The organism is Streptomyces sp. AC627_RSS907 (genome assembly GCF_019049165.1).
Map to the genome: position 1 here is coordinate 2956 of NZ_JAGMUE010000171.1, position 20275 is coordinate 23230.

The following is a 20275-nucleotide window of genomic DNA, read 5'->3' on the forward strand; positions in this document are numbered from 1 at the left end:
CGACGCCCTGTGGAACGTGGTGCCCCAGCAGGTCACCTTCTCCCGGCGTCACAACTCCACCACCCTGCCCTCCAAGGTCTCCATGGACTCCTGGGACGGCTACCCGGCCTCCCGCGAGCGCGTGCTGGCCGGCGCGCAGGCCGCCGGGATCGAGAACCTGATGGTCCTCACCGGCGACGTGCACGTGCACTACGGCTTCGACATCAAGCGCGACTTCTCCGACCCGGACTCCCGGACCGTGGGCACGGAGATCGTCACGACCTCCGTCACCAGTGGCCGTGACGGCTCGGAGAAGCCGTCCAACTGGGACACCCTCATGGCCGCCAACCCGCACCTGAAGTTCTTCAACGGGCGGCGCGGCTACGTGACCGTCTCCCTCGGCCGTCAGCTGGCGCGCGCCGACTTCAGGACGGTGTCCCACGTGACCACGCAGGGCGCGCCGCTCACGACCGCCGCGTCCTTCGTGACGGAGGTGGGGGAGCAGGGGCTCAAGCCGGCGTGACCGCCCGCTCCGCGGCCACCTCGCCGGGGTGCTCGCCCGGGTAGCGGACGCCGACGCGGTCCCGGATCGCGTCCAGCGTCCGCATCACGGCGAGCGTGCCGTCGAGCGGCACCAGCGGGGACTCGGTCTCACCGGCGCGCAGGGCGCGCATCACCTCCCGGGCCTCGTGCCCGAGGCTGTCCCGCGGCCCGTCGGCCGGGTCGGCCCGGAACTCCTCGGGGTCCCGGCCGTCCCGGTGCAGCACGAAGCGGTCCGGGAAGAAGAAGCCGCCGGGAACGTCGACGCGGCCCTCGGAACCGGTGATCGAGGCGGAGTTGGGCGTACCGCCGACGATGGAGCAGTGCACCGAGGCGAGGGCGCCGCCCTCGTAGGAGAGCAGCGCGCCCGTCTGGAGGTCGACGCCCTCCTCCGAGAGCACCGCCCGTGCCGCGACGTCCGACGGCTCACCCAGCAGCAGCTGCACGAACGACACCGGGTACACGCCCAGGTCGAGCAGCGCGCCGCCGCCCTGCGCGGGGTCCCGCAGCCGGTGCGCGGCGGGGAAGGGGCCCGCCAGCCCGAAGTCGGCCTGGACGCTGCGTACTTCACCGACCGCGCCGTCGTCGACCAGTGTCTTCAGCCGTCGCACCAGCGGGTTGCAGTACATCCACATGGCCTCCATCAGGAAGCTCCCGCGCGCCCGGGCGAGACCGACCAGCTCCTGCGCCTCGCGGGCGTTCAGCGTGAACGGCTTCTCGCACAGCACGTTGCGTCCCGCCTCCAGACACAGGCCGGCGGCGGCCCGGTGCGCCGAGTGCGGGGTCGCGACGTACACCACGTCGACCTCCTCGTCCCGCGCCAGCGTCTCCCAGTCGCCGTACGCCCGCGGTATCCCGAACCGCTCCGCGAACGCCTTCGCCGACGCCTCGGTCCGCGACGCCACCGCCACGACCTCCGCGTCCGGCAGATCGACCAGATCCGCCGTGAACCTCGCCGCCATCCCGCCGGTCGCCAGAATCCCCCAGCGCACCTTCTGCCCGGTCACCGCTGACACTCTGCCCCACCCTCGCTCAGTTTCGTTCGAGTCTGTTCGTTCACGTCCGTACGAGCTGAGAGCATAGGTGCCGGATCTGCAGAAGAGGGAGGGGCACATGCCCGAGCGCGGGCCGTCCATACCGCACACGTCACCGGACAGGAACACCGCACCGGACACCGCACCGAACGCCACGCCGGACGCCACCCCGGACACCACGCCGAACGCCGTACCGAACGCCGTACCGAAGACTTCGCCGCCCGCGCGGGCGGGCGGGCCGCAAGCGGGGCCGGCCGCCCGCCCGCCGCGCGCCATCCGCCGCACCGGCCTGCTCGTCACGCTCATCCTGGGCGGCCTGACCGCCACACCGCCGCTGGCGATGGACATGTACCTCCCCGCGCTCCCGGAGGTCACCCGGTCCCTGCACGCACCGGCCGCGACGGTCCAGCTCACGCTCACCGCCTGCCTGGCCGGCATGGCGCTCGGCCAGCTCGTCGTCGGACCGATGAGCGACAAGTGGGGACGCCGGCGCCCCCTGCTCGCGGGGCTGGCCGTCTACGTCGTCGCCACCGCCCTGTGCGCGCTCGCGCCCACCGTCGGACTCCTCGTCGCCTTCCGGCTGGCGCAGGGGCTCGCGGGGGCCGCCGCGATCGTCATCGCCCGGGCCGTCGTCCGCGACCTGTACGACGGCGTGGCCATGGCCCGGTTCTTCTCCACCCTCATGCTGATCTCCGGCGTCGCCCCGGTCGTCGCGCCGCTGATCGGCGGGCAGATCCTGCGCGTGACGGACTGGCGGGGCGTGTTCGTCCTGCTCACCGTGGTGGGTCTGCTGCTCGGCGGGGTGGTGTGGGCCAAGCTGCCGGAGACGCTGCCGGCCGCGGAGCGGCACGCGGGCGGTGTCGGCGACACCCTGCGCGCGATGCGCGGCCTGCTCGCCGACCGCGCCTTCACCGGGTACATGCTCGCGGGCGGCTTCGCCTTCGCCTCGCTGTTCGCCTACATCTCCGCGTCCCCGTTCGTCATCCAGGAGATCTACGGGGCCTCCCCGCAGACGTTCAGTCTGCTCTTCGGCCTCAACTCGATCGGCCTGGTCGCCGCCGGACAGCTCAACGGCAAGGTCCTGGTCGGGCGGGTCCGGCTGGACCGGGTGCTGGGCATCGGCCTGCTGATCGTCATCGCCGCCGCGACCGCGCTGCTGCTGATGTCCCTGGGCGTCTTCGGCGACGTCGGTCTCGCGCCCGTCGCCGCCGCGCTGTTCGTGCTGATGTCCGCGATGGGCATCAGCCTGCCCAACACCCAGGCGCTCGCCCTGATGCGGGTCAAGAAGGCCGCCGGTTCCGCCTCCGCCCTGCTCGGCACCTCCTCCTTCCTCATCGGTGCCGTCGCCTCGCCGCTGGTCGGCATCGCGGGGGAGGACACCGCGCTGCCGATGGCCGTGGTGCAGCTGGTGTCGGCACTGGTGGCGCTCGCCTGCTTCGTGGGGATGTGCCGCCGTTCCCCGGAGGGAGAAGAGAACTGAGCGCTCCGAGACTGCGCAGCGGCACCCCGGAGCGGGCCGGGCTCGACCCCGGGGAGCTCCGCCGTGCCGTCCAGGAGGTGCACGGCTTCACCACCGGCGAGCGTCCCTGGGCGGCGGGCGCGGTCGTGGCCGTCGGCCGCGGACCCGTGCTCGCCGTCGAGGAGGCGGCGGGCTGGGCCGTGCGGTACGCGTCCTACGACCCGGACGCCGACGGGGGCGTGGAGCTGCCGGAGGCGTCCCGGGTGCCGATGACCGTGGGGACGCCCTTCGACCTGGCGTCCCTGACGAAGCTGTTCACGGCGGTGGCCGCCGTACAGCAGATCGAGCGGGGCACGCTCGGCATCGACGCGGAGGCCGGCGCCTACCTGCCGGACTTCCGGGCCGCGGCCGAGCACCGCGTCACCGTACGGCAACTGCTCACCCACACCTCCGGGCTGCGGCCCGAACTCCCGCTGTACGACTGCGCCGACGACGAGGAACGGCTGCGCCGGCTGCGGGCGGAGCCGCCGGTGGGGGCGCCCGGCACGTACTGCTACTCGGACCTGAACATGCTGCTCCTCCAGCAGGTCCTGGAACGCGTCACCGGCCGCGGCCTCGACGTCCTCGTCCGCGACGGGATCACCCGGCCGCTGGGCATGACGGCGACGCGTTTCGGGCCGTGCCCGGGGGCGGCGGCGACGGAGGACCAGCGGCGGCCGTGGGCCAAGGCGGACCGGGGGATGCTGCGGGGGGTCGTGCACGACGAGAACGCGTGGGCGCTGGGCGGGGTGGCCGGGCACGCGGGGCTGTTCTCGACGGGGCGGGACCTCGCGGTCTTCTGCCGTGCCCTGCTCGCGGGCGGGGCCTACGGGCCGGCGCGCATCCTCGGTCCCGACTTCGTGGACCTGCTCCTGACGGAGCCGGGGCTCGGCTTCGCCCTTGACCAGCCGTGGTTCATGGGGGAGCTGGCGGGGCGGGGAGCGGCCGGGCACACCGGCTTCACCGGCACGATGCTGGTCCTCGACCGGGCCACGGACACGTTCGCGATCCTCCTCGCCAACACGGTCCACCCACGCCGGCGCCCCCCGGACAACGCGCCCCGAGCGGCCCTGGGGACGCGCGTGGCACGGGCGGTGCGGGGGCTCTGAGCGGGGTGCCTGCGGCGGCCTGCGGCCGCTGGGTGGGGTGCCTGCGGCGGCCTGCGCGGGTTCGGCGCAGTCCGTACCGCCGCCGCAGCGGGCAGTCGTGTCTCCCGCCCAGTGCCGGAACGCCCTGGGAGGTACCCCCAGGGCCGCACGGGTGGGCGACGGGGGTCCCTGCTCATGGGGGCCCGCTCGAGAAGCCGAGAGTGGGGGAGAAGCCGAGAGTGGGGGAGACCCCCGTCGGCGCCGGGCTGCGCCACCCGTCCCCGCAGTCCGCACCCATCCCGTCGGCGCCGGGCCGCGCACCCCGCCCCGCAGTCCACGCCCCCCTCGCAGCGCCGGGCCGCCCACACCCCCCTGGCAGCCCGCCTCGTCCGGCAGGCGCCGGCCCCACACCGCCGATCCGGCAGCGGCGCCGCCCGTAGAATCGCCGGGTGAACGCCCCCGCCGTCCCCGCCGACCCCGCCGACACGCTGCGTGCCGCCCTCGCCGACCTCCTCGACGGGCTGCCGCCCCGGCAGGCCGCCCAGGCCGTGGAGCGGCTGATCGCCAACTACCGCGGGGACACCCCGACCGACGCCCCGATCCTGCGCGACCGCGCGGACGTCGTCGCCTACGCCGCCTACCGCATGCCCGCGACCTTCGCGGCGGTGCGGTCGGCGCTGGACGCGTTCGCGGAGGCCGTGCCCGGATGGACCCCGGGGAGCCACGTCGACGTGGGCGGCGGGACAGGCGCGGCGACCTGGGCCGTCAGGGCCACCTGGGACGGCGGCCGTCCGGTGACCGTGCTCGACTGGGCCGAACCCGCGCTCGCCCTCGGCCGGGAGATCGCCGCCGCCGACCCGGCCCTGCGCGACGTCCGCTGGCAGCGCTCACGGATCAACGCGGCGCTCACCGTCGAGAGCACCGACCTCGTCACCGTGTCCTACGTCCTCAACGAGCTGACCGGCCCCGACCGTGCCGCCCTCGTCGACGCCGCCGCCTCCGCCGCGCAGGCCGTCGTGATCGTCGAGGCCGGCACCCCCGACGGTTACGCCCGCGTCCTCGAGGCCCGGCAGCGGCTGGTCGCCGCCGGGTTCCAGGTCGCCGCCCCCTGCCCCCACAGCGCCGCCTGCCCCATCGTGCCCGGCACGGACTGGTGCCACTTCGCGGCGCGGGTCAGCCGTTCCTCCCTGCACCGCCAGGTCAAGGGCGGCTCCCTCGCCTACGAGGACGAGAAGTTCAGCTACGTCGCCGCCACCCGGTTCCCGGCCGCGCCGGCCCCCTCCCGGGTGGTCCGGCGTCCGCAGATCCGCAAGGGCCAGGTCCTGCTCGACCTGTGCGAGCCGGACGAGCAGCTCCGCCGCCGGACGGTCACCAAGCGCCACGGCGACCTCTACAAGGCGGCCCGCGACGCGGACTGGGGCGACCCGTGGCCCTCCCCGGAGGGGTGATGGGGGCCGCGGGCGCCGTCGCCCGGTCGGATACGGCCGCCGATCCGCCGGCCGGGTAGAGGACCTCGCCCCTCGTCACCCCCGGTACTCTTCGTCACTCTTCCTTTTCCTCTTCCTCGTCGGCGTCGGCCTTCGTCCCCGGCTGGTCCCGCTGCCGTTCCCGCAGCTTGCGCAGCAGCTCGCGTTTCTGGGCCTGCGGGTCCGGGCCGCCGCCCGCCTGGCCGCTGCGACCGCCGCCGCGCAGGGCCTCGCGGCCCATCGTCCGGCGCGTGCCGCCCACGCCCAGCATGTTTCCGGCTCCGCCTCGGGACATGGCGCTCTCCTCCCTCAGTACGAGACGTTTCGTCTCGCTTTCTATGTGCTCCACTGTCCGGCGAGACGTTCCGTCTTGTCAACCTGATAAATTCGCACCATGGCCGCCCAGAAATCCGCTCACACCCAGCCCCCCGCCTCCGAGAGGCCGCACCCCGACGCCGGCCGCCGCAGCCAGCGGTCCCGCCGGGCCATCTACGACGCCGCCCTCGCGCTCGTCGCGGAGGTCGGATATCCCAAGACCACCATCGAGGGCATCGCCGCCCGCGCCGGCGTCGGCAAGCAGACGATCTACCGCTGGTGGTCCTCCAAGGCGGACGTCCTGCTGGAGGCCTTCCTCGACCTGGGCGACCAGGCCGCGCAGGCCGCCGGCCAGGAGACGTACGCCATCCCGGACACCGGCGACCTCGCCGCCGACCTCAAGAACGTGCTGCGCGCCACCGTCGACGAACTGCGCGACCCCAGGTTCGAGGCCCCCTCCCGTGCCCTTGCCGCGGAGGGCGTCGTCAACGAGAAGCTCGGCCGGGAGTTCGTCACCAAGCTCCTGGAGCCGTCGCTGCAGCTCTACGTCGACCGGCTGCGCTCCGCCCAGGAGGCCGGCGACCTGCGGCCGGAGGTCGACCCGCGGATCGCGCTGGAGCTCTTCGTCTCACCGCTCGCCCAGCGCTGGCTCCAGCACACGGGGCCGATCTCCCACGAGTACACCGACACACTCGTCGACTACGCCCTGCACGGGCTCGCACCGCGCTGACCGAAGAATTCCGGCCAATCCATCCTGACCAGGGAAGTTTGTCCCTTCCCGGCCCCGAAGCGCGGAATGGTGCGACCATAGGGCATGCTGGTGCGCACGACGGCGAGGCGAGGGGATAGATGAGCGCGGAGTTCGGCGGTCGGAGCGGTCTGCAGGGCAAACTCTCCTCATGGCTGCGCGGACGCCGCCCCAAGGAGGCCGCCGGAGACGGTGGCCGGGAGGACCTGCTGCTCGCCGCCGCCGGAGCGGGACTGCCGCTCGCACCCGCCGCGCACCCGGCCGGATACCGCTGTTCCTGCGACCGCGTCGGCTGTCCCACCCCCGCCCGGCACCCGGTGTCCTTCGCCTGGCAGACCCAGTCCACGACCGACCGCGCGCAGATCGAGCGCTGGGCCCGCCACCAGCCCGAGGCCAACTTCATCACCGCGACCGGCATGGTGCACGACGTCCTGGACGTGCCCCTGGAGGCCGGTCGCGAGGCGCTTCGGCGGCTGCTCGACGCCGGCATCGAGGTCGGCCCGGTCGCCGAGAGCGACGACGGCCGCATGCTGCTGTTCACCCTCACCCGCGGCACACCCGAGGACGAGGACGAGTGGTGGCCCTGCGAGCTGGACTGCCACCCCGAGACGATGGACGAGCATCCGGGCCTGCGCTGGCACTGCCGCGGCTCCTACGTGCTCGTACCTCCCGCCCGGCTCCCCGGCGAGAACCGCACGGTGCACTGGGTACGCGGCCCCGAGCACCCGCTGCCGGACCCGCTGACCCTGCTGGAGACCCTCACCGACGCCTGCGCCCGGCACGCCGGCGAGGAGAGCGACCACGTCGGCACCTCCTGGCCCCCGCGCCGCTGACCCGGGGGCCGGGGCGCGCACCCGGGACCAGGGGCAGCGCCTACTCGCCCTTCGCCGACGTCAGACCCTGGACCCGGCCCAGCACCGACACCCGTCCGTTCCCCGAGCCGTCCGCCGGGTCGAGCACGACCTGGTTGGAGACGAACTCCATCGTCAGCGACTGCTTGATCTCGCCGTCGGTCAGCGCCAGCACGTCCTTGTTCGGGGTCGGCACCGCCGCGCCCTGCGCGGCCGTCTGCTTCTCGTAGTGCCGCGAGGTGAAGAACACCAGCGCCCCGCCGTCCTTCGTGCGCAGCGCCAGCGGCGCGTGGTCACCGTTCGTCAGCGGCTCGTCGATGTACTGGGTGACCAGGCCGGGACGGATCGAGCGCTTCTCGCGCAACTGCCGCCAGGCACTGGTGTGGGGACCGTCCGCGAAGGACGTGCCGCCGCCCTTGAGGTACGCCGTGTAGTTCTTGCTCAGCCCGGCGGGCGGGACCGCCAGGCCGGTGGAGTTCGCGGGCACGGCCTCGGCCCAGCCGTCCCCGTCGGTCTTGAACTCGGGCACCTTGCCAGGGGCGACCAGCGTCAGGTAGGCCGCCTGCCAGGTCTCCTCCAGGCCGTGGCGGGTGAACACCAGCAACCAGCGCGCCTCGCCGCCCTTGTTGGCCTTGGCGTCCGCGACGAACCAGCGCGGCCAGCCCGCCTTCTTCGGGATCGTGAACTTCGCGTCCGTCAGCACCAGCGGCGTGTGCGCCGGGTTGCCGCCCGGGTTGTTGGTCCGGCCCGCCTTCAGCCGCGCCGAGTCGATGGCGGCGAGGGCGCCGGTGGTGTGGTCGGCGTCCAGGGAGGTGTCGTACGCCTTGTCCGCCGCGTTGTACGCCGAGGTGAACTGCTGGAGCGCCTTCGCGGCCTCGGCCCGGGTGGCGGCCGGGAGCACCTCGCGCTCGCCGTGCACCACCACGCAGCCGCTCGCCGTCAACGACACGGCGGTCACCGAGGCGGCCATGAGCGCGCACTTGCCAAGCCTGCGGGGCCTACGAGGGCCGCGATCCCTGCTCATCAGGTTCCTTCACCTTCCCCTTCCCGGAGGCGAACCCTACCGGGGCGGGGCGACGCCCGGACGCCGGGACGGGGTAGTGCGGCCTCTCCGTGACCTCGCGTCACGGGTCGCGGCGCGGCAGGACCAGCACGGCCCCCGTGCGCGGGTGCGACAGCACCTCCACCGGCTGGTCGTAGACGTCGGAGAGCAGTTCCTCGGAGAACACCCGGGCCGACGGCCCGTCGGCCACGACCCGGCCGGCCCGCAGGACCGCGACCCGGTCCGCGTACGCCGCCGCCAGCGCGAGGTCGTGCAGGACGACGACCACCGCGTCCCCGGCCCGCGCCCGTTCCCGGCACAGCCGCAGCACCAGCTCCTGGTGGCGCAGGTCCAGCGCCGCGGTCGGCTCGTCCAGCAGCAGGAGGGGGGAGCGCTGCGCGAGCACGCGGGCGAGTGCCACCCGGGCCCGCTCGCCGCCGCTGAGCGCCGAGAACGGGCGCCCGGCGAAGCCGGTCACCTCGGTGCGCGCCATCGCCTCGGCCACGGCCGCGTCGTCCTCGTCCGCCAGGTCGGTGCCCGCCCAGGGCGCGCGGCCCATCCGGACCACCTCCTCCACCGGGAACGGGAAGGACAGCGACGCCGACTGGGGCAGCACGGCCCGCCGCAGGGCGAGTTCGGGCGCCGTCCAGTCCGTCACCGGGCGGCCGTGGACCCGTACGACCCCCTCGGCGGCCGGGACATCGGCGGCCAGGGCGCCCAACAGGGTCGACTTGCCCGCCCCGTTGGGGCCCACCAGGGCCAGCACCTCGCCCGCGCGGACGGTGACGTCGACGCCGTCCAGGACCGGCCGCCCGCCGAGGTGGACGCGTACCCCCTCCGCCTCGGCGAGGACGTCGCCGGGCGCGGCCGGGGGCGGCGGCGCCGGACGGGGCGGTACGAGGCGCAGCAGCCCCCTGGCGTGCGCGGTCCTCGTGCCTCTCATGCCCAACCCCCTTGCCTGCGCCGGGTGCGGCGCAGCAGCCAGAAGAAGAACGGGCTGCCCAGCAGCGCCGTCAGTACCCCGAGCGGCAGCTCGGCGGGCTCGGCGACCGTGCGGGCCGCCAGGTCGGCGGCGAGCAGGACCAGCGCGCCGAGCAGTGCGCTGCCCGGGATCAGGAACCGGTGCCCCGGCCCGGCGATCATCCGCAACAGGTGCGGGACGACCAGGCCGACGAAGCCGATCACGCCCGCCACGCTCACCGCCGCCGCGGTCAGCAGCGCGATCACCAGGACCAGCACGATCCGCAGCCGCTCCACGTCCACGCCCAGGTGCCGGGCCGGGCGCTCGCCGAGGGCGAGGAGGTCGAGCCGGCGGGCGTACAGCGGGGCGATGCCGAGTCCGAGCGCCGCGCACGGCAGCACCGCCAGCACCTTCGGCCAGGTCGCCTGGGCGAGCGAACCCAGCTGCCAGAAGGTGATCTGGTTGACCGCCGCCGTGTCCGCGAAGAACAGGAACAGCCCGATCAGCGCGCCCGCGAAGGCGTTCACCGCGATGCCCGTGAGGATCAGCGTGACGACCTCCGTACGGCCGCCCGAGCGGGACATCGCGTAGACCACCAGGACGGTGACGAGACCGGAGACGAAGGCGAAGACGGACACCGTCCAGTTGCCGAGGAAGTTCAGGCCGAACGCGATGGCGGCGACCGCGCCGACCGCCGCGCCCGAGGAGACGCCGATGACGCCCGGCTCGGCGAGCGGATTGCCGAACACGCCTTGCATCAGCGCGCCCGCACAGCCCAGCGAGGCGCCGACCAGCAGCGCCAGCACGATCCTCGGGAACCGCACGTTCCACAGCACGGATTCGGCCACCCGGTCCAGCTCCGTGCCGCCGAGGCCGGTCCGGTGCAGCAGCGAGCCCAGCACGTCGCCGACCGGGATCGGGTAGGCGCCGGTGCCGGCCGCGACCGGGACCAGGACGAGCAGACCGGCGGCCAGGGCGGCGGTCAGCAGCCAGGGGGTGGTGCGGCGGGCACGCGGCGGGGTGGGGCCGGCGGGAGTCCGGGAGCCGACGGGCTTGTCCAGTACGGTCACCGCGCGCCGTCCTCGCCGTACAGCTGGGCCACGACCGACTTCAGCACCTGGTCGGTGCGCGGGCCGTAGTTGAGGAGTACGCCGTCCTCGACGGAGACGATGCGGCGGTCCAGGCCGGCCGGGGTCTGGGCGACCCCGGGGATCCTCACCAGCCCGTCGACGCCGCCGACCGAGTCCAGGCCCTTGCTCATCACGAGGATCGCGTCGGGCGCGGCCTTCACGAGCGCCTCGCTGGTGATCGCGGTGAAGTCCTTCTCCAGGCCCGAGGCCGCCCCGGCGTCCACCGCGCCGGCCGCCTCGATCAGCGAGGCCGCGCCGGAGTCCTTGCCGCCGATGAGGTAGACGGAGGCCGAGCCGCGCAGGTACAGGAAGGCGACCCGGGGCCGCTCCCCGTGCGGAACGTCCTCGCGCACGGCCTCGATCCGCTGCTCCGAACGCCGGGTCAGCTCCTTCCCGGCCGCCGGGACGCCGAGGGCGTCGGCGACCGCCTGGATGCGCGGGCCCACGTCGTCCAGGCCGCCCGCCGCCTCCACGAACAGCACCGGGACACCGGCGGCACGGATCTGGTCCACCGCCTCCTCCGGTCCGGTGGTGGTCTCCGCGATCACCAGATCGGGCTTCAGGGACAGCACGCTCTCGGCGGAGACGTCGTGCCCCCGGGTGACCACGGGGAGCTCCGCCGCCTGTTCGAAGGTGGCGGTGACGTCGCGGGCGACGACCCGGTCGCCGAGCCCGAGCGTGAAGACGATCTCGCTGAGGCTGCCGGAGAGGGGGACGATCCGCTCGGCCCGCTCGACCTCCACCTGCTCGCCGTCGGCGGAGCGGACGGTGACGGGGAGCTCGGGCTCGGGTCTCTGCGTGAGGGGTTCGACCCGGTTCGCCACGGGCTCCGCCGTCGCGGCGGCCCCCGAGCCGGCCTTGCCGCCGGACGAGGCGTCGGAGGAGCCTCCGCATCCGGTCGCGGTCAGGGTGAGGGCGAGCACGGACAGCAGTGCTCCCGCCAGTCGGTTCCGCAAGCGTCGCACGGTCGTGTCCGGTCCTTTCCGTCGACCTCGGCATCAGTCGATCAGAGCTTAGGTTAGCCTTACCTTCGTTCGCTACCGGCCCCCCGATCCGGAGGTCTTCGCATGCCCGCCCGTCTACGCGCCCTGGTCACCGTGTTGTGCGCGGCGGTCCTCGGAGCCCTTCTCCCGGCGACCGCCGCACACGCCGAGAGCCGGACCGTGCAGGGCGGGCGGCTCGACTGGGGCATCAAGTCGTCGTTCCAGAGCTACGTCACCGGGCCGATCGCGAAGGGCGGTTACTCCCTGACCCAGGGAGTGGCCACCGTCGGCGGCAGCACCTTCCGCTTCCACTCGGCGGCCGGCACCTACGACGGCGACACGGGCGCCTTCCGCGCCGCCTTCCTGGGCGGCGTGCGCTTCCTCGGCCACCGCACGAGCACGGGCGCCCACCAGCTCGACCTCACCCTCAGCCGTCCCACCGTGAGCATCTCCGGCTCCACCGGCACGCTCCACGTGGACGTCACCAGCAAGGCGAAGGACACCGGGGCGGTCACGACGTCCCGTCAGGTGCCCTTCGCCTCACTCTCCCTGGGCGGCATCGACATGCGGGGCGGCGGCGCCACCGTGGCGCTGAACAACCTGCCCGCCACCCTCACCGCCGAGGGCGCCCGCTCCTTCGCCGGGTACTACACCGCCGGCACCGCGCTGGACCCGGTGAGCCTGTCCGCCGACGTCCGGGCGGCGGCGCGGCAGCAGGAGAAGCAGCCGTCCAAGTCGCCGGACGCGAAGCGGACGTCGGGCTCGGCCGCGAAGGAGGGCGCCATCGAGGACGGCGCCGTCGACTGGGGCGTGCGCCGCACCTTCCGCGAGTACGTCACCGGCGACATCGCCGACGGCGAGTGGGCCCTCACCGCCGGCGCCCAGGACGGCGGCGCCCTCTTCCGTTTCCCCGGCGGCGAGGGGACGTACGCGGACGGCGACCTCACCGCGTCCTTCGACGGCGCCGTGCGCTTCACCGGCGCCCACGGCCTCGACCTGAGCCTGAGCGGCGTACGGGCCGAGATCCAGGACGGCAAGGGCACCCTCTACGCCGATGTGAAGAGCCCGGACCTGACGGGCGAGAAGGTGCCCCTGGTGACCTTCACCGTCGAGGAACCGAAGCCCGCCGACGGCCTGGTGAAGGTGACCGAGGCCCCCGCGAAGCTCACCGCGCGCGGCGCCGAGGCCTTCGGCGGCATGTACCGCGCGGGCACCGAGATGGACCCGGTCTCCCTGGCCGTCGCCCTCACCGCCGACGCGAAGCTGCCCGCCCTGCCCGACCTGGGCAGCGCCCCCACGGCGAGCGCGAGCCCGCAGCCGAAGAGGACCACCGAGCCGGAGAACTCCGCCGAACCCGTCGCGAGCGCCGCCGACGACGGCGACTTCCCCGCCCTGCCCGTCACCCTCACCGCCGGCGCCCTGCTTCTGGCCGCGGCCCTCGTGGCCGTCGCCGTCCACAGGCGCCGCGCCCGGCCCGCCGCGTCCCCCTCGGACGCGGACCAGGGCTGAACCCTCGACACCGCCCGCCCACCGGCGGCCCGCCCCCCAAGGAGAACCGAGCATGCCCGTCAGACGACGCCGCTCCACCGCACTCGCCGCCGCCGTGGCCACGGCCGCCGCACTCGGCGCCACCGCCCTCGCCACGGTCGGCACGACCACCGCCTCGGCCGCCGAGATGCCCCTGAAGGACTACGAACTGACCTGGGGCATCAAGCAGTCGTACCGCACCTACGTCGGCATGTTCGGCGGCTTCACCACGGCGGACGGCGCCTCGCAGGCCACCGGCAACGGCGCCTTCACCTTCGTCGACGGCACCGGCACCTACGACACCACCGGCCACACCGTCGAGCTCGCCTTCAAGGGCAGCCTGGTGAGCGCGTCCAAGACGCACGGCTTCGAGGTGACCCTCACCGACGTGCGCTTCGACAGCAAGGCCGGCGAGATCACCGCCGACGTGAAGAAGGTCGACAGCTCCCAGGGGACCCCCAGGACCACGGAGGGCGACGACGTCCCGCTCGCCACGGTCGCCGTGACCCGCGACATGAAGGACATGGCGACCACGCTCACCGCCGAGGCCGGGGACTTCCTCGGCAGCCCGGGCTACGCGGGCGCGGCGGGTGACCCGCTGACGGTGGTCAGGAAGACGCCGCCGACCACGCCGCCCGCCTCCCCGTCGCCCACCGAGGAGCCGGAGTCCCCGAAGCCGACCCCGTCGGCCACCCAGACCACCCCCACCACACCGCCGAAGACCGAGACCCCCGACCCGGACCCGACGCCGACGAAGTCCACCGGCACCGGCCCGTCGCCGTCCGCCTCCGCCACGGCCACCCAGGCCGCCGCCAAGGGCGAGATTGCCGACGGCACCCTCGGCTGGGGCGTGAAGCAGTCCTTCCGCTCTTACGTCACCGGCCCCGTGGCCAAGGGCGAGGTCACCGTCTCCGGCGGAGCCGCCCAGGCGGCCGGCAACGGCGCCTTCACCTTCAAGGACGCCACCGGCACCTACGACACCGACGCCGACAAGCTCACCGCCACCTTCGAGGGCGCCGTGAACTTCAAGGGCCACGAGACGAACGGCACCTACGGCCTTGACCTGACCCTGAGCAACCTGAAGGCCACCCTCGACGGCGGCAGCGGCAAGCTGACCGCCGATGTGAACAGCCTCGGCACGCGGACCAAGGGCGTGGTCCTGGCCGACCTCGCGGCCAAGTCCGCCGACCTGACCGCGCGCAACGACGTCATCACGGTCGACGACGTCGCCGCGACGCTCACCGAGGCCGGCGCGAAGGCCTTCGGCGACTTCTACACCGCCGGCACGGCCCTCGACGCCGTCGACCTGTCGGTGGCGCTGAGCGAGGACGCGCAGCTTCCCGGGGGCGGCGGCACGGGCGGGGCCGGCGGCTCGGGCACCGCGGGCGGCACCGGCGGCGCGTCCGGGTCGACGACCGGCGGCACCGGTTCGACGACCGGCGGCACCGGTTCCACCATCGGCGGCACCGGCTCGACCACCGGCGGCGGAAGCCTCGCCTCCACCGGCTCGGACATCCCGGGCCCGGCCCTGGCGGGTGCAGCCGGCCTCGCGGTCGCGATCGGCGCGGGCGCGGTGTTCGCGGCGCGCAAGCGGCGGACGACGCAGGCGTAGGAACCCGCGACAGGCGACCGACGGCAGGCGACCGACGGCAGACGGCCCGCGGCGGGCGACCCGCGGCGGGCGACCGGCGGCGGGCGACCGGCGGGACGGCGCCCGCGCCCGCGGGACGGCGCCCGCGCCCGCGGGACGGCGCCCGCGCCCGCGGGACGGCGCCCGCGCCCGCGGGACGGCACCCGCGCCCGCGGGACGGCACCCGCACCCGCGGGACGGCACCCGCGGGAAAGCACTACGGGCCGGGGCGGCCCACCCCCGATACTGTCCGCATGAGGCGGGCGACGAGGGAACGGACACCGGGACCACTGGTCCTGGACGTCCGTGGCCGCCCCGGCCCGCCCCCGCTGCGGTTCGTGCGGACGAACGCCGGCACGCCGGCCCTGCACCAGGGTGACCGCCCGCTGATCCTGACCCGGTCCCTCGGCGACGGCTGCTGCCGGGAGCTGCACCTGCGCCGCGCGACCGGCCACCGCTCCCCCCTGCCGCCACTGCGCGCCGCGTCGATGCGCGAGCCCGCCGACTGGCGCCACCGGTACGCCCGTTGGCTGGAAGAAGCCCCCGAAGGACCGCTGCACGACGGGCGTTGGGGGATCACCGCACGCGCCTCCTTCGCTCCCGGCATCTGGACGGAGGACTTCGTACGGGACTGGCCCGACTGCGTCCTCGAACTGCTCTGCGGCGGCGGCTGGCACGGCGTGCTGCCGCTGCGCCCCCTCTCCGCACCCGACGCGCCGCGCGTGAAGGCCTACCGCAAGCACGCCCGGGACGGCACCCTCGCCCCCGTGCTGCTGTGGTGGGTGTCCTTCCTCGACGGCTGGCTGATCCTGGACGGGCACGACCGGGCCGTGGCGGCCCTGGCCGAGGGCCGCGAGCCGGCCTGCGTGGTGCTGGCCCGCCTGCCGGACGAGGCGGAGTGGCGGCGGACCGCCGATGAGATCAACGAGGCCCGCGCGGCCCGCCCCGCCGGCCCTGCCCCCGGACCCCGGCACGCCGCACTCGCACGGGCGTACGCGGACACACTCGCCGCCCTGCCGTACGACGAGGCCCCCACACCGGTCTGGCCGCCCGACGACGATGCTTGAATGCCCCGGTGACTGACTACGACGTACTGCGCGTCTTCTGCGCGCCGAACGGCGGATACGGCAACGAGCTCGGCGTGGTCCGGGACGGCTCCGTGCTGCCGGACCCCGCGGGGCGGCAGGAACTGGCCGCGAAACTCGGCTTCAGCGAGACCGTGTTCGTCGACGATCCCGAGCGCGGCGTCGTCGACATCTACACGCCGGCCCTGCGCCTGCCGTTCGCCGGGCACCCCTGCGTCGGCACCGCCTGGCTGCTCGACGTGCCCGAACTCGTCACCCCGGCCGGGGTGGTGGGCGCCCGGCTGGACGGCGAGTTCAGCTGGATCGAGGCCCGCCCCGAGTGGGCTCCGCCGCGCACCCTGCGCCAGTACGCCACCGCCGCCGAGGTGGACGACCTGGCGGTGCCGCCGCAAGGGGAGTGGGTCTACGCCTGGGCGTGGGAGGACGAGCCGGCCGGGCGGGTGCGGGCCCGCGCCTTCCCGGGACGCGGCGACGGCATCGACGAGGACGAGGCGACCGGCGCGGCGGCACTGCTGCTCACCGAGCGGCTGGGCCGGGCCCTGAACATCACCCAGGGGGCCGGCTCGCAGATCCTGACCGCGCCGCAGCCCGAGGGCTGGGTCGAGATCGGCGGCCGGGTGCGCCTGGAGCGGTGACGGGCGCCGCTCTCGGCGTGAGCGCCGACTCGCCGCTCGCGCCGAGAGCCCGGACCCGCCGCTCACGCGCAGAGCGCCGACTCGCCGCTCACGCCGGGAGCCCGGTCCCGCCGCTCACGCGCAGAGCGCCGACCGCCGCTCGCGCCGAGAGCCCGGACCCGCCGCTCACGCGGAGAGCGGGAACTCCTCGCCCAGGGCCCGGAAGACCGCCGTGTTCAGGGCGAAGGCCCGCTTGCACTCGGCGACGATCCGCTGCTTCTCCAGGTCGTCCGCGCGGATGCCGTCCAGCAGCTCCCGGTACTCGCGCTTGAACGCGGCCGGGTTGGTGATCTCCTCGAAGACGTAGAACCGGACCCCGTCGCCCTTCCTGGCGAAGCCCCACGTCCGCTCCGCCTTGTCGCGGATGATCTGGCCGCCGGACAGGTCGCCGAGGTAGCGGGTGTAGTGATGGGCGATGTACCCGGCCGGCCAGTCCTCGGCGCACTCGCGCACCCGGGCCGCGTACTCCTCGGTCGCGGGCAGGGCGGTCAGCCCCGCGCGCCAGTCCGCGCCGCGCAGATGCGTCAGGTCCCGCTCCAGCGAGGCCAGCCGCATCAGCTCCGGCCGCACGAACGGCCCGGCCACCGGGTCCGACGCCAGCCGGCCGGCCCCGGCCTCCAGGGCCTCGTAGACGAACCACAGCTGCTCGGTGTAGCGCGCGTAGGCGTCGACGCCGAGCCGCCCGCCCAGCAGGTCGCTCATGAAGGTCGAGGTCTCCGCCTCCACGTGCTGCTCGTGGGAGGCGGTGCGGATGAGCGTCGAGAAGGAGTCCATGGGCTGATTTTTTATGGTTAGGCTTACCTAAGTCAATAGCTTGCCGACGGTCTGTCGGTAAAAGCCCATCCGGACGCGGAACGGCCCGCCCTCCGAGGAGAGCGGGCCGTTCCGGTGGCGCGTACGAGAGGTCAGGGAAGAGTCAGGATCTCGGCCCCGGAGTCGGTCACCACCAGGGTGTGCTCGAACTGCGCCGTGCGCTTGCGGTCCTTCGTCACGACCGTCCAGCCGTCGTCCCACATGTCGTACTCGTGCGTTCCGAGCGTCAGCATCGGCTCGATGGTGAAGGTCATGCCGGGCTGGATGACGGTGGTGGCGTGCGGGCTGTCGTAGTGCGGGACGATCAGCCCGGAGTGGAACGACGAGTTGATCCCGTGGCCGGTGAAGTCCCGCACCACCCCGTACCCGAACCGCTTCGCGTACGACTCGATGACCCGGCCGATGATGTTGATCTGCCGGCCCGGCTTGACCGCCTTGATCGCGCGGGCCAGCGACTCCCGGGTCCGCTCGACCAGCAGCCGGCTCTCCTCGTCCACGTCGCCGACCAGGTACGTCGCGTTGTTGTCGCCGTGCACGCCGCCGATGTACGCCGTCACGTCCAGGTTCACGATGTCGCCGTCGCGCAGCACCGTCGAGTCCGGGATGCCGTGGCAGATGACCTCGTTGACCGAGCTGCACAGGGACTTGGGGAAACCCCGGTAGCCCAGCGTCGACGGGTAGGCGCCGTGGTCGCACATGTACTCGTGCGCCACCCGGTCCAGCTCGTCCGTCGTCACGCCGGGCGCGATGAGCTTCGCGGCCTCCTCCATCGCCCGCGCCGCGATCCGGCCGGCCACGCGCATCGCCTCGATCGTCTCGGGCGTCTGCACCTCCGGTCCGGTGTACGGCGCCGGCGCGGGCTTGCCGACGTACTCGGGCCGCCGGATGTTTCCGGGTACGGAACGGGTGGGAGAGAGCTCCCCAGGTACGAGCAGCGACTGGCCAGAAGACATGACAGCGAGTCTAACCAGCGGGCATGCGAGACCATGTCCCTGGCGAAAGGAGCCGGTCATGGCCCTGTTCAAGAAGCGCACGGTCGGGAAACCGGGCGAGTGGTACTACTGCCTGGAGCACAGGAAGGTCGAGGAGGGCCCGGAGTGCCCGGCCAAGAACCGCTTCGGGCCGTACGCCTCGCGCACGGAGGCCGAGCAGGCGATGGAGACCGCCCGCGAGCGCAACCTCGAGTGGGAGACCGACCCCAGGTGGCACGACGCCCCCTCCTCCGGACGCCCGGACGACGACTGAGACGCCGGCCGGCCGGTCACTCCTCCGCGGCCACCGGTGCGGCCGTGGGCGTGGCTGCGGCTTCGGCCGCGCGCTTCTCGCGCAGCCGCACCGCGTGCTCGTCGGTCCGCGCGTCGTACGCCATCATCGTCGGCAGGCACAGCGCCAGTAGCCCTACGGCGCCCGCGCACAGCAGGCCGCCCGACCACACCGACGCCCGCACCCCGGCGAGCGCGGCCGTCCCGCCCGCCCGGACCTGACCGAGCTGCGGGCCCACCGAGTACGACAGCAGTTCGATCCCGGCGAGCCGGCCGCGCAGCTCGTCCGGGATGGTCTGGTTCCACATCGCGCCGCGGAAGATGCCGCTGACCATGTCGCAGGCGCCGGCGAGCACGAAGCACAGCAGCACCAGCCACACGTTCCCGGCGACGCCCGCCGCGGCGACGGCCACCCCCCAGCCGGCCGCCGCCAGCGCCACCATCCGCCCGTGCCGGTGCACCCGCGACGTCCACCCGCTGCTCACGCCGACCAGCAGGGAACCCGCCGGGATCGCCGCGTACATCAGCCCCAGCGACCACTCGGCGTCCAGCTCGTCCGCCAGGAACGGCAGCACCGCGAGCGGCATCGCCAGGAACATCGCGGCCAGGTCGATCGCGTACGTGCCCAGCAGCTCCTTGCGGTGCCACGCGTACCGGGCGCCCTCCGCGATCGCCGCCCACGAGGGCTTGCGCGCCTCGTGCGAGGCGGGCGAGGAGGCCAGCCCGGCCACCAGGACCACGGACAGGAGGAAGGTGACCAGGTCCACCGCGTACGCCCACCCCAGCCCCGCGTACGCCACCACCAGGCCGGCCAGCGCCGGACCGGCGATCCCGCCGACCTGCCAGCGCAGCGCGTTCAGCGAGGCGGCGGCGGGCAGGTGCTCGTGGGCCACGATCCGCGGGATCAGCGCGTCGAGCGCGGGGCGCTGCACCGCGCCGAGCGCCGACGTGCACGCGGCGACGGCGTACAGCGGCCACACCGCCGGGCTCGGCACGAGCGCGTTGACCAGGAGTACGGCGCACAGCACGCCCTGACCGGCCTCCGTCCACACGATCAGCTTGCGCTTGTCCCACGCGTCGGCCAGCGCGCCGCCGTAGAGGCCGAACACCACGAGCGGCACCAGCTCCACGGCCCCGATCGCCCCCACGGCCGCCGCCGACCCCGTCAGCTCCTTGATCTGCACCGGCAGCGCGACGAGCGTCAGGAAACTCCCGAAGTTCGTGATCAGACCGGCGACCCAGAGGCGCCGGAAGTCCGGCGAGGCCCGCCAGGGGGAGAGGTCGGGCAGCAGGGCACGCAGGCCACCGGGCCCCGCGGACGGGGTGGGGGAGTCGTCGGTCACGAAGGCTCATCGTGAGCCGCGGACGAGGCCCGGGCAAACCCTTTTCCCGAGGGGGCGGGCCGTCGCCCTCCTCGGCCTTCTCCTCGGGGCGGAGGCGGAGGCGGTGGCGCCGTGGGGCGGGGCGTTCGCGGGCCGGGGCGGGGCGGGACCGTCGACCGCCCAGGCCTTTCGCCGGGGTGGAGGCGGTGGCGGGCGCGCGGTGGTGGCGCGCGGGGCGTCGTGGGCCGGGGAGGGGCGAGCGCCGGCGTCCGGGCTCGTCCGTCGGCGCCGGAGAGGCGGCGGCCGTGCGGCGGCGTGGGGCAGGGC

General features: G+C 74.3%; 20 protein-coding genes. 11 read left to right on the top strand and 9 right to left on the bottom strand.

Translation table 11 applies throughout. The features are described 5' to 3' along the window. Positions 1-502: alkaline phosphatase D family protein (locus KUM32_RS44055; RefSeq protein WP_254406377.1), on the top strand; the 502-nt coding region annotated here is incomplete at its 5' end. On the opposite strand, the gene KUM32_RS30585 is transcribed toward KUM32_RS44055, so the two are convergent. After that, positions 489-1526: a Gfo/Idh/MocA family protein gene (locus KUM32_RS30585; RefSeq protein ID WP_217145214.1), complete on the bottom strand. Its 1038-nt coding sequence runs from the start codon at positions 1524-1526 to the stop codon at positions 489-491. The genes KUM32_RS44055 and KUM32_RS30585 overlap by 14 nt on opposite strands. A 106-nt stretch (positions 1527-1632) precedes the next feature. On the opposite strand from KUM32_RS30585, the gene KUM32_RS30590 reads away from it, so the two are divergent. The 3 genes from KUM32_RS30590 (at position 1633) to KUM32_RS30600 (ending at position 5587) form a co-directional block, all read left to right on the top strand. Continuing rightward, positions 1633-3033: a multidrug effflux MFS transporter gene (locus KUM32_RS30590; protein ID WP_217145215.1), complete on the top strand. Its 1401-nt coding sequence runs from the start codon at positions 1633-1635 to the stop codon at positions 3031-3033. Next, positions 3000-4160 (top strand): serine hydrolase, encoded by a 1161-nt coding sequence (locus KUM32_RS30595; RefSeq protein ID WP_217145216.1) that lies wholly within the window; start codon positions 3000-3002, stop codon positions 4158-4160. Before KUM32_RS30590 ends, KUM32_RS30595 begins: the two co-directional genes overlap by 34 nt. Before the next feature lie 428 nt (positions 4161-4588). Next, positions 4589-5587, top strand: coding sequence for a small ribosomal subunit Rsm22 family protein (locus tag KUM32_RS30600; protein WP_217145217.1), 999 nt, complete (start codon positions 4589-4591; stop codon positions 5585-5587). A gap of 94 nt (positions 5588-5681) precedes the next feature. On the opposite strand, the gene KUM32_RS30605 is transcribed toward KUM32_RS30600, so the two are convergent. Further along, a complete protein-coding gene (locus tag KUM32_RS30605) occupies positions 5682-5900 on the bottom strand; it encodes a DUF6243 family protein (protein WP_217145218.1) in 219 nt (72 codons plus the stop codon). A gap of 99 nt (positions 5901-5999) precedes the next feature. Here KUM32_RS30605 and KUM32_RS30610 point away from each other — a divergent pair, with 99 nt between their 5' ends. Further along, entirely contained in the window at positions 6000-6650 is a 651-nt protein-coding gene (locus KUM32_RS30610) for a TetR/AcrR family transcriptional regulator (RefSeq protein WP_217145219.1), read from the top strand. Between the two features lie 119 nt (positions 6651-6769). Further along, positions 6770-7501, top strand: a complete 732-nt coding sequence (locus KUM32_RS30615) for a bifunctional DNA primase/polymerase (RefSeq protein ID WP_217145220.1) — start codon at positions 6770-6772, stop codon at positions 7499-7501. A 40-nt stretch (positions 7502-7541) separates the two neighbouring features. Here the strand turns inward: KUM32_RS30615 and KUM32_RS30620 are convergent, their stop codons facing one another. The 4 genes from KUM32_RS30620 to KUM32_RS30635 form a co-directional block, all read right to left on the bottom strand. Further along, a complete protein-coding gene (locus tag KUM32_RS30620) occupies positions 7542-8543 on the bottom strand; it encodes a hypothetical protein (RefSeq protein WP_217145221.1) in 1002 nt (333 codons plus the stop codon). Between the two features lie 100 nt (positions 8544-8643). Further along, on the bottom strand, positions 8644-9504 hold the full coding sequence (locus tag KUM32_RS30625; protein WP_217145222.1) for a heme ABC transporter ATP-binding protein: 861 nt from the start codon (positions 9502-9504) through the stop codon (positions 8644-8646). Next, complete coding sequence (locus tag KUM32_RS30630; RefSeq protein WP_217145223.1) at positions 9501-10592, bottom strand: iron ABC transporter permease; 1092 nt, start codon at positions 10590-10592, stop codon at positions 9501-9503. Before KUM32_RS30630 ends, KUM32_RS30625 begins: the two co-directional genes overlap by 4 nt. Beyond that, complete coding sequence (locus tag KUM32_RS30635) at positions 10589-11617, bottom strand: ABC transporter substrate-binding protein (protein ID WP_217145224.1); 1029 nt, start codon at positions 11615-11617, stop codon at positions 10589-10591. The genes KUM32_RS30630 and KUM32_RS30635 overlap by 4 nt, the downstream gene beginning before the upstream one ends. A gap of 102 nt (positions 11618-11719) precedes the next feature. On the opposite strand from KUM32_RS30635, the gene KUM32_RS30640 reads away from it, so the two are divergent. The 4 genes from KUM32_RS30640 (at position 11720) to KUM32_RS30655 (ending at position 16512) form a co-directional block, all read left to right on the top strand. Then, on the top strand, positions 11720-13144 hold the full coding sequence (locus KUM32_RS30640) for an HtaA domain-containing protein (protein WP_217145225.1): 1425 nt from the start codon (positions 11720-11722) through the stop codon (positions 13142-13144). Positions 13145-13196: 52 nt separating this feature from the next. Continuing rightward, positions 13197-14774 (top strand): HtaA domain-containing protein, encoded by a 1578-nt coding sequence (locus KUM32_RS30645; RefSeq protein ID WP_217145226.1) that lies wholly within the window; start codon positions 13197-13199, stop codon positions 14772-14774. Positions 14775-15046: 272 nt separating this feature from the next. Continuing rightward, the gene (locus tag KUM32_RS30650; protein ID WP_217145227.1) at positions 15047-15859 is read left to right on the top strand and encodes a hypothetical protein; all 813 of its coding nucleotides are present in this window, start codon (positions 15047-15049) and stop codon (positions 15857-15859) included. Between the two features lie 8 nt (positions 15860-15867). Continuing rightward, positions 15868-16512, top strand: coding sequence for a PhzF family phenazine biosynthesis protein (locus tag KUM32_RS30655; protein WP_217145228.1), 645 nt, complete (start codon positions 15868-15870; stop codon positions 16510-16512). Positions 16513-16677: 165 nt separating this feature from the next. Here the strand turns inward: KUM32_RS30655 and KUM32_RS30660 are convergent, their stop codons facing one another. Together KUM32_RS30660 and map are read right to left on the bottom strand one after the other, a co-directional pair. Then, entirely contained in the window at positions 16678-17325 is a 648-nt protein-coding gene (locus tag KUM32_RS30660) for a heme oxygenase (biliverdin-producing) (RefSeq protein ID WP_217145229.1), read from the bottom strand. A 131-nt stretch (positions 17326-17456) separates the two neighbouring features. Beyond that, positions 17457-18317, bottom strand: coding sequence for a type I methionyl aminopeptidase (map, locus tag KUM32_RS30665; RefSeq protein ID WP_031020085.1), 861 nt, complete (start codon positions 18315-18317; stop codon positions 17457-17459). Between the two features lie 58 nt (positions 18318-18375). Between map and KUM32_RS30670 the strand changes: the two genes are divergently transcribed. Continuing rightward, positions 18376-18609, top strand: coding sequence for a hypothetical protein (locus tag KUM32_RS30670; RefSeq protein WP_217145230.1), 234 nt, complete (start codon positions 18376-18378; stop codon positions 18607-18609). A 16-nt stretch (positions 18610-18625) separates the two neighbouring features. On the opposite strand, the gene KUM32_RS30675 is transcribed toward KUM32_RS30670, so the two are convergent. Then, complete coding sequence (locus KUM32_RS30675; RefSeq protein ID WP_217145231.1) at positions 18626-19969, bottom strand: MFS transporter; 1344 nt, start codon at positions 19967-19969, stop codon at positions 18626-18628. Positions 19970-20275: the final 306 nt, after the last annotated feature.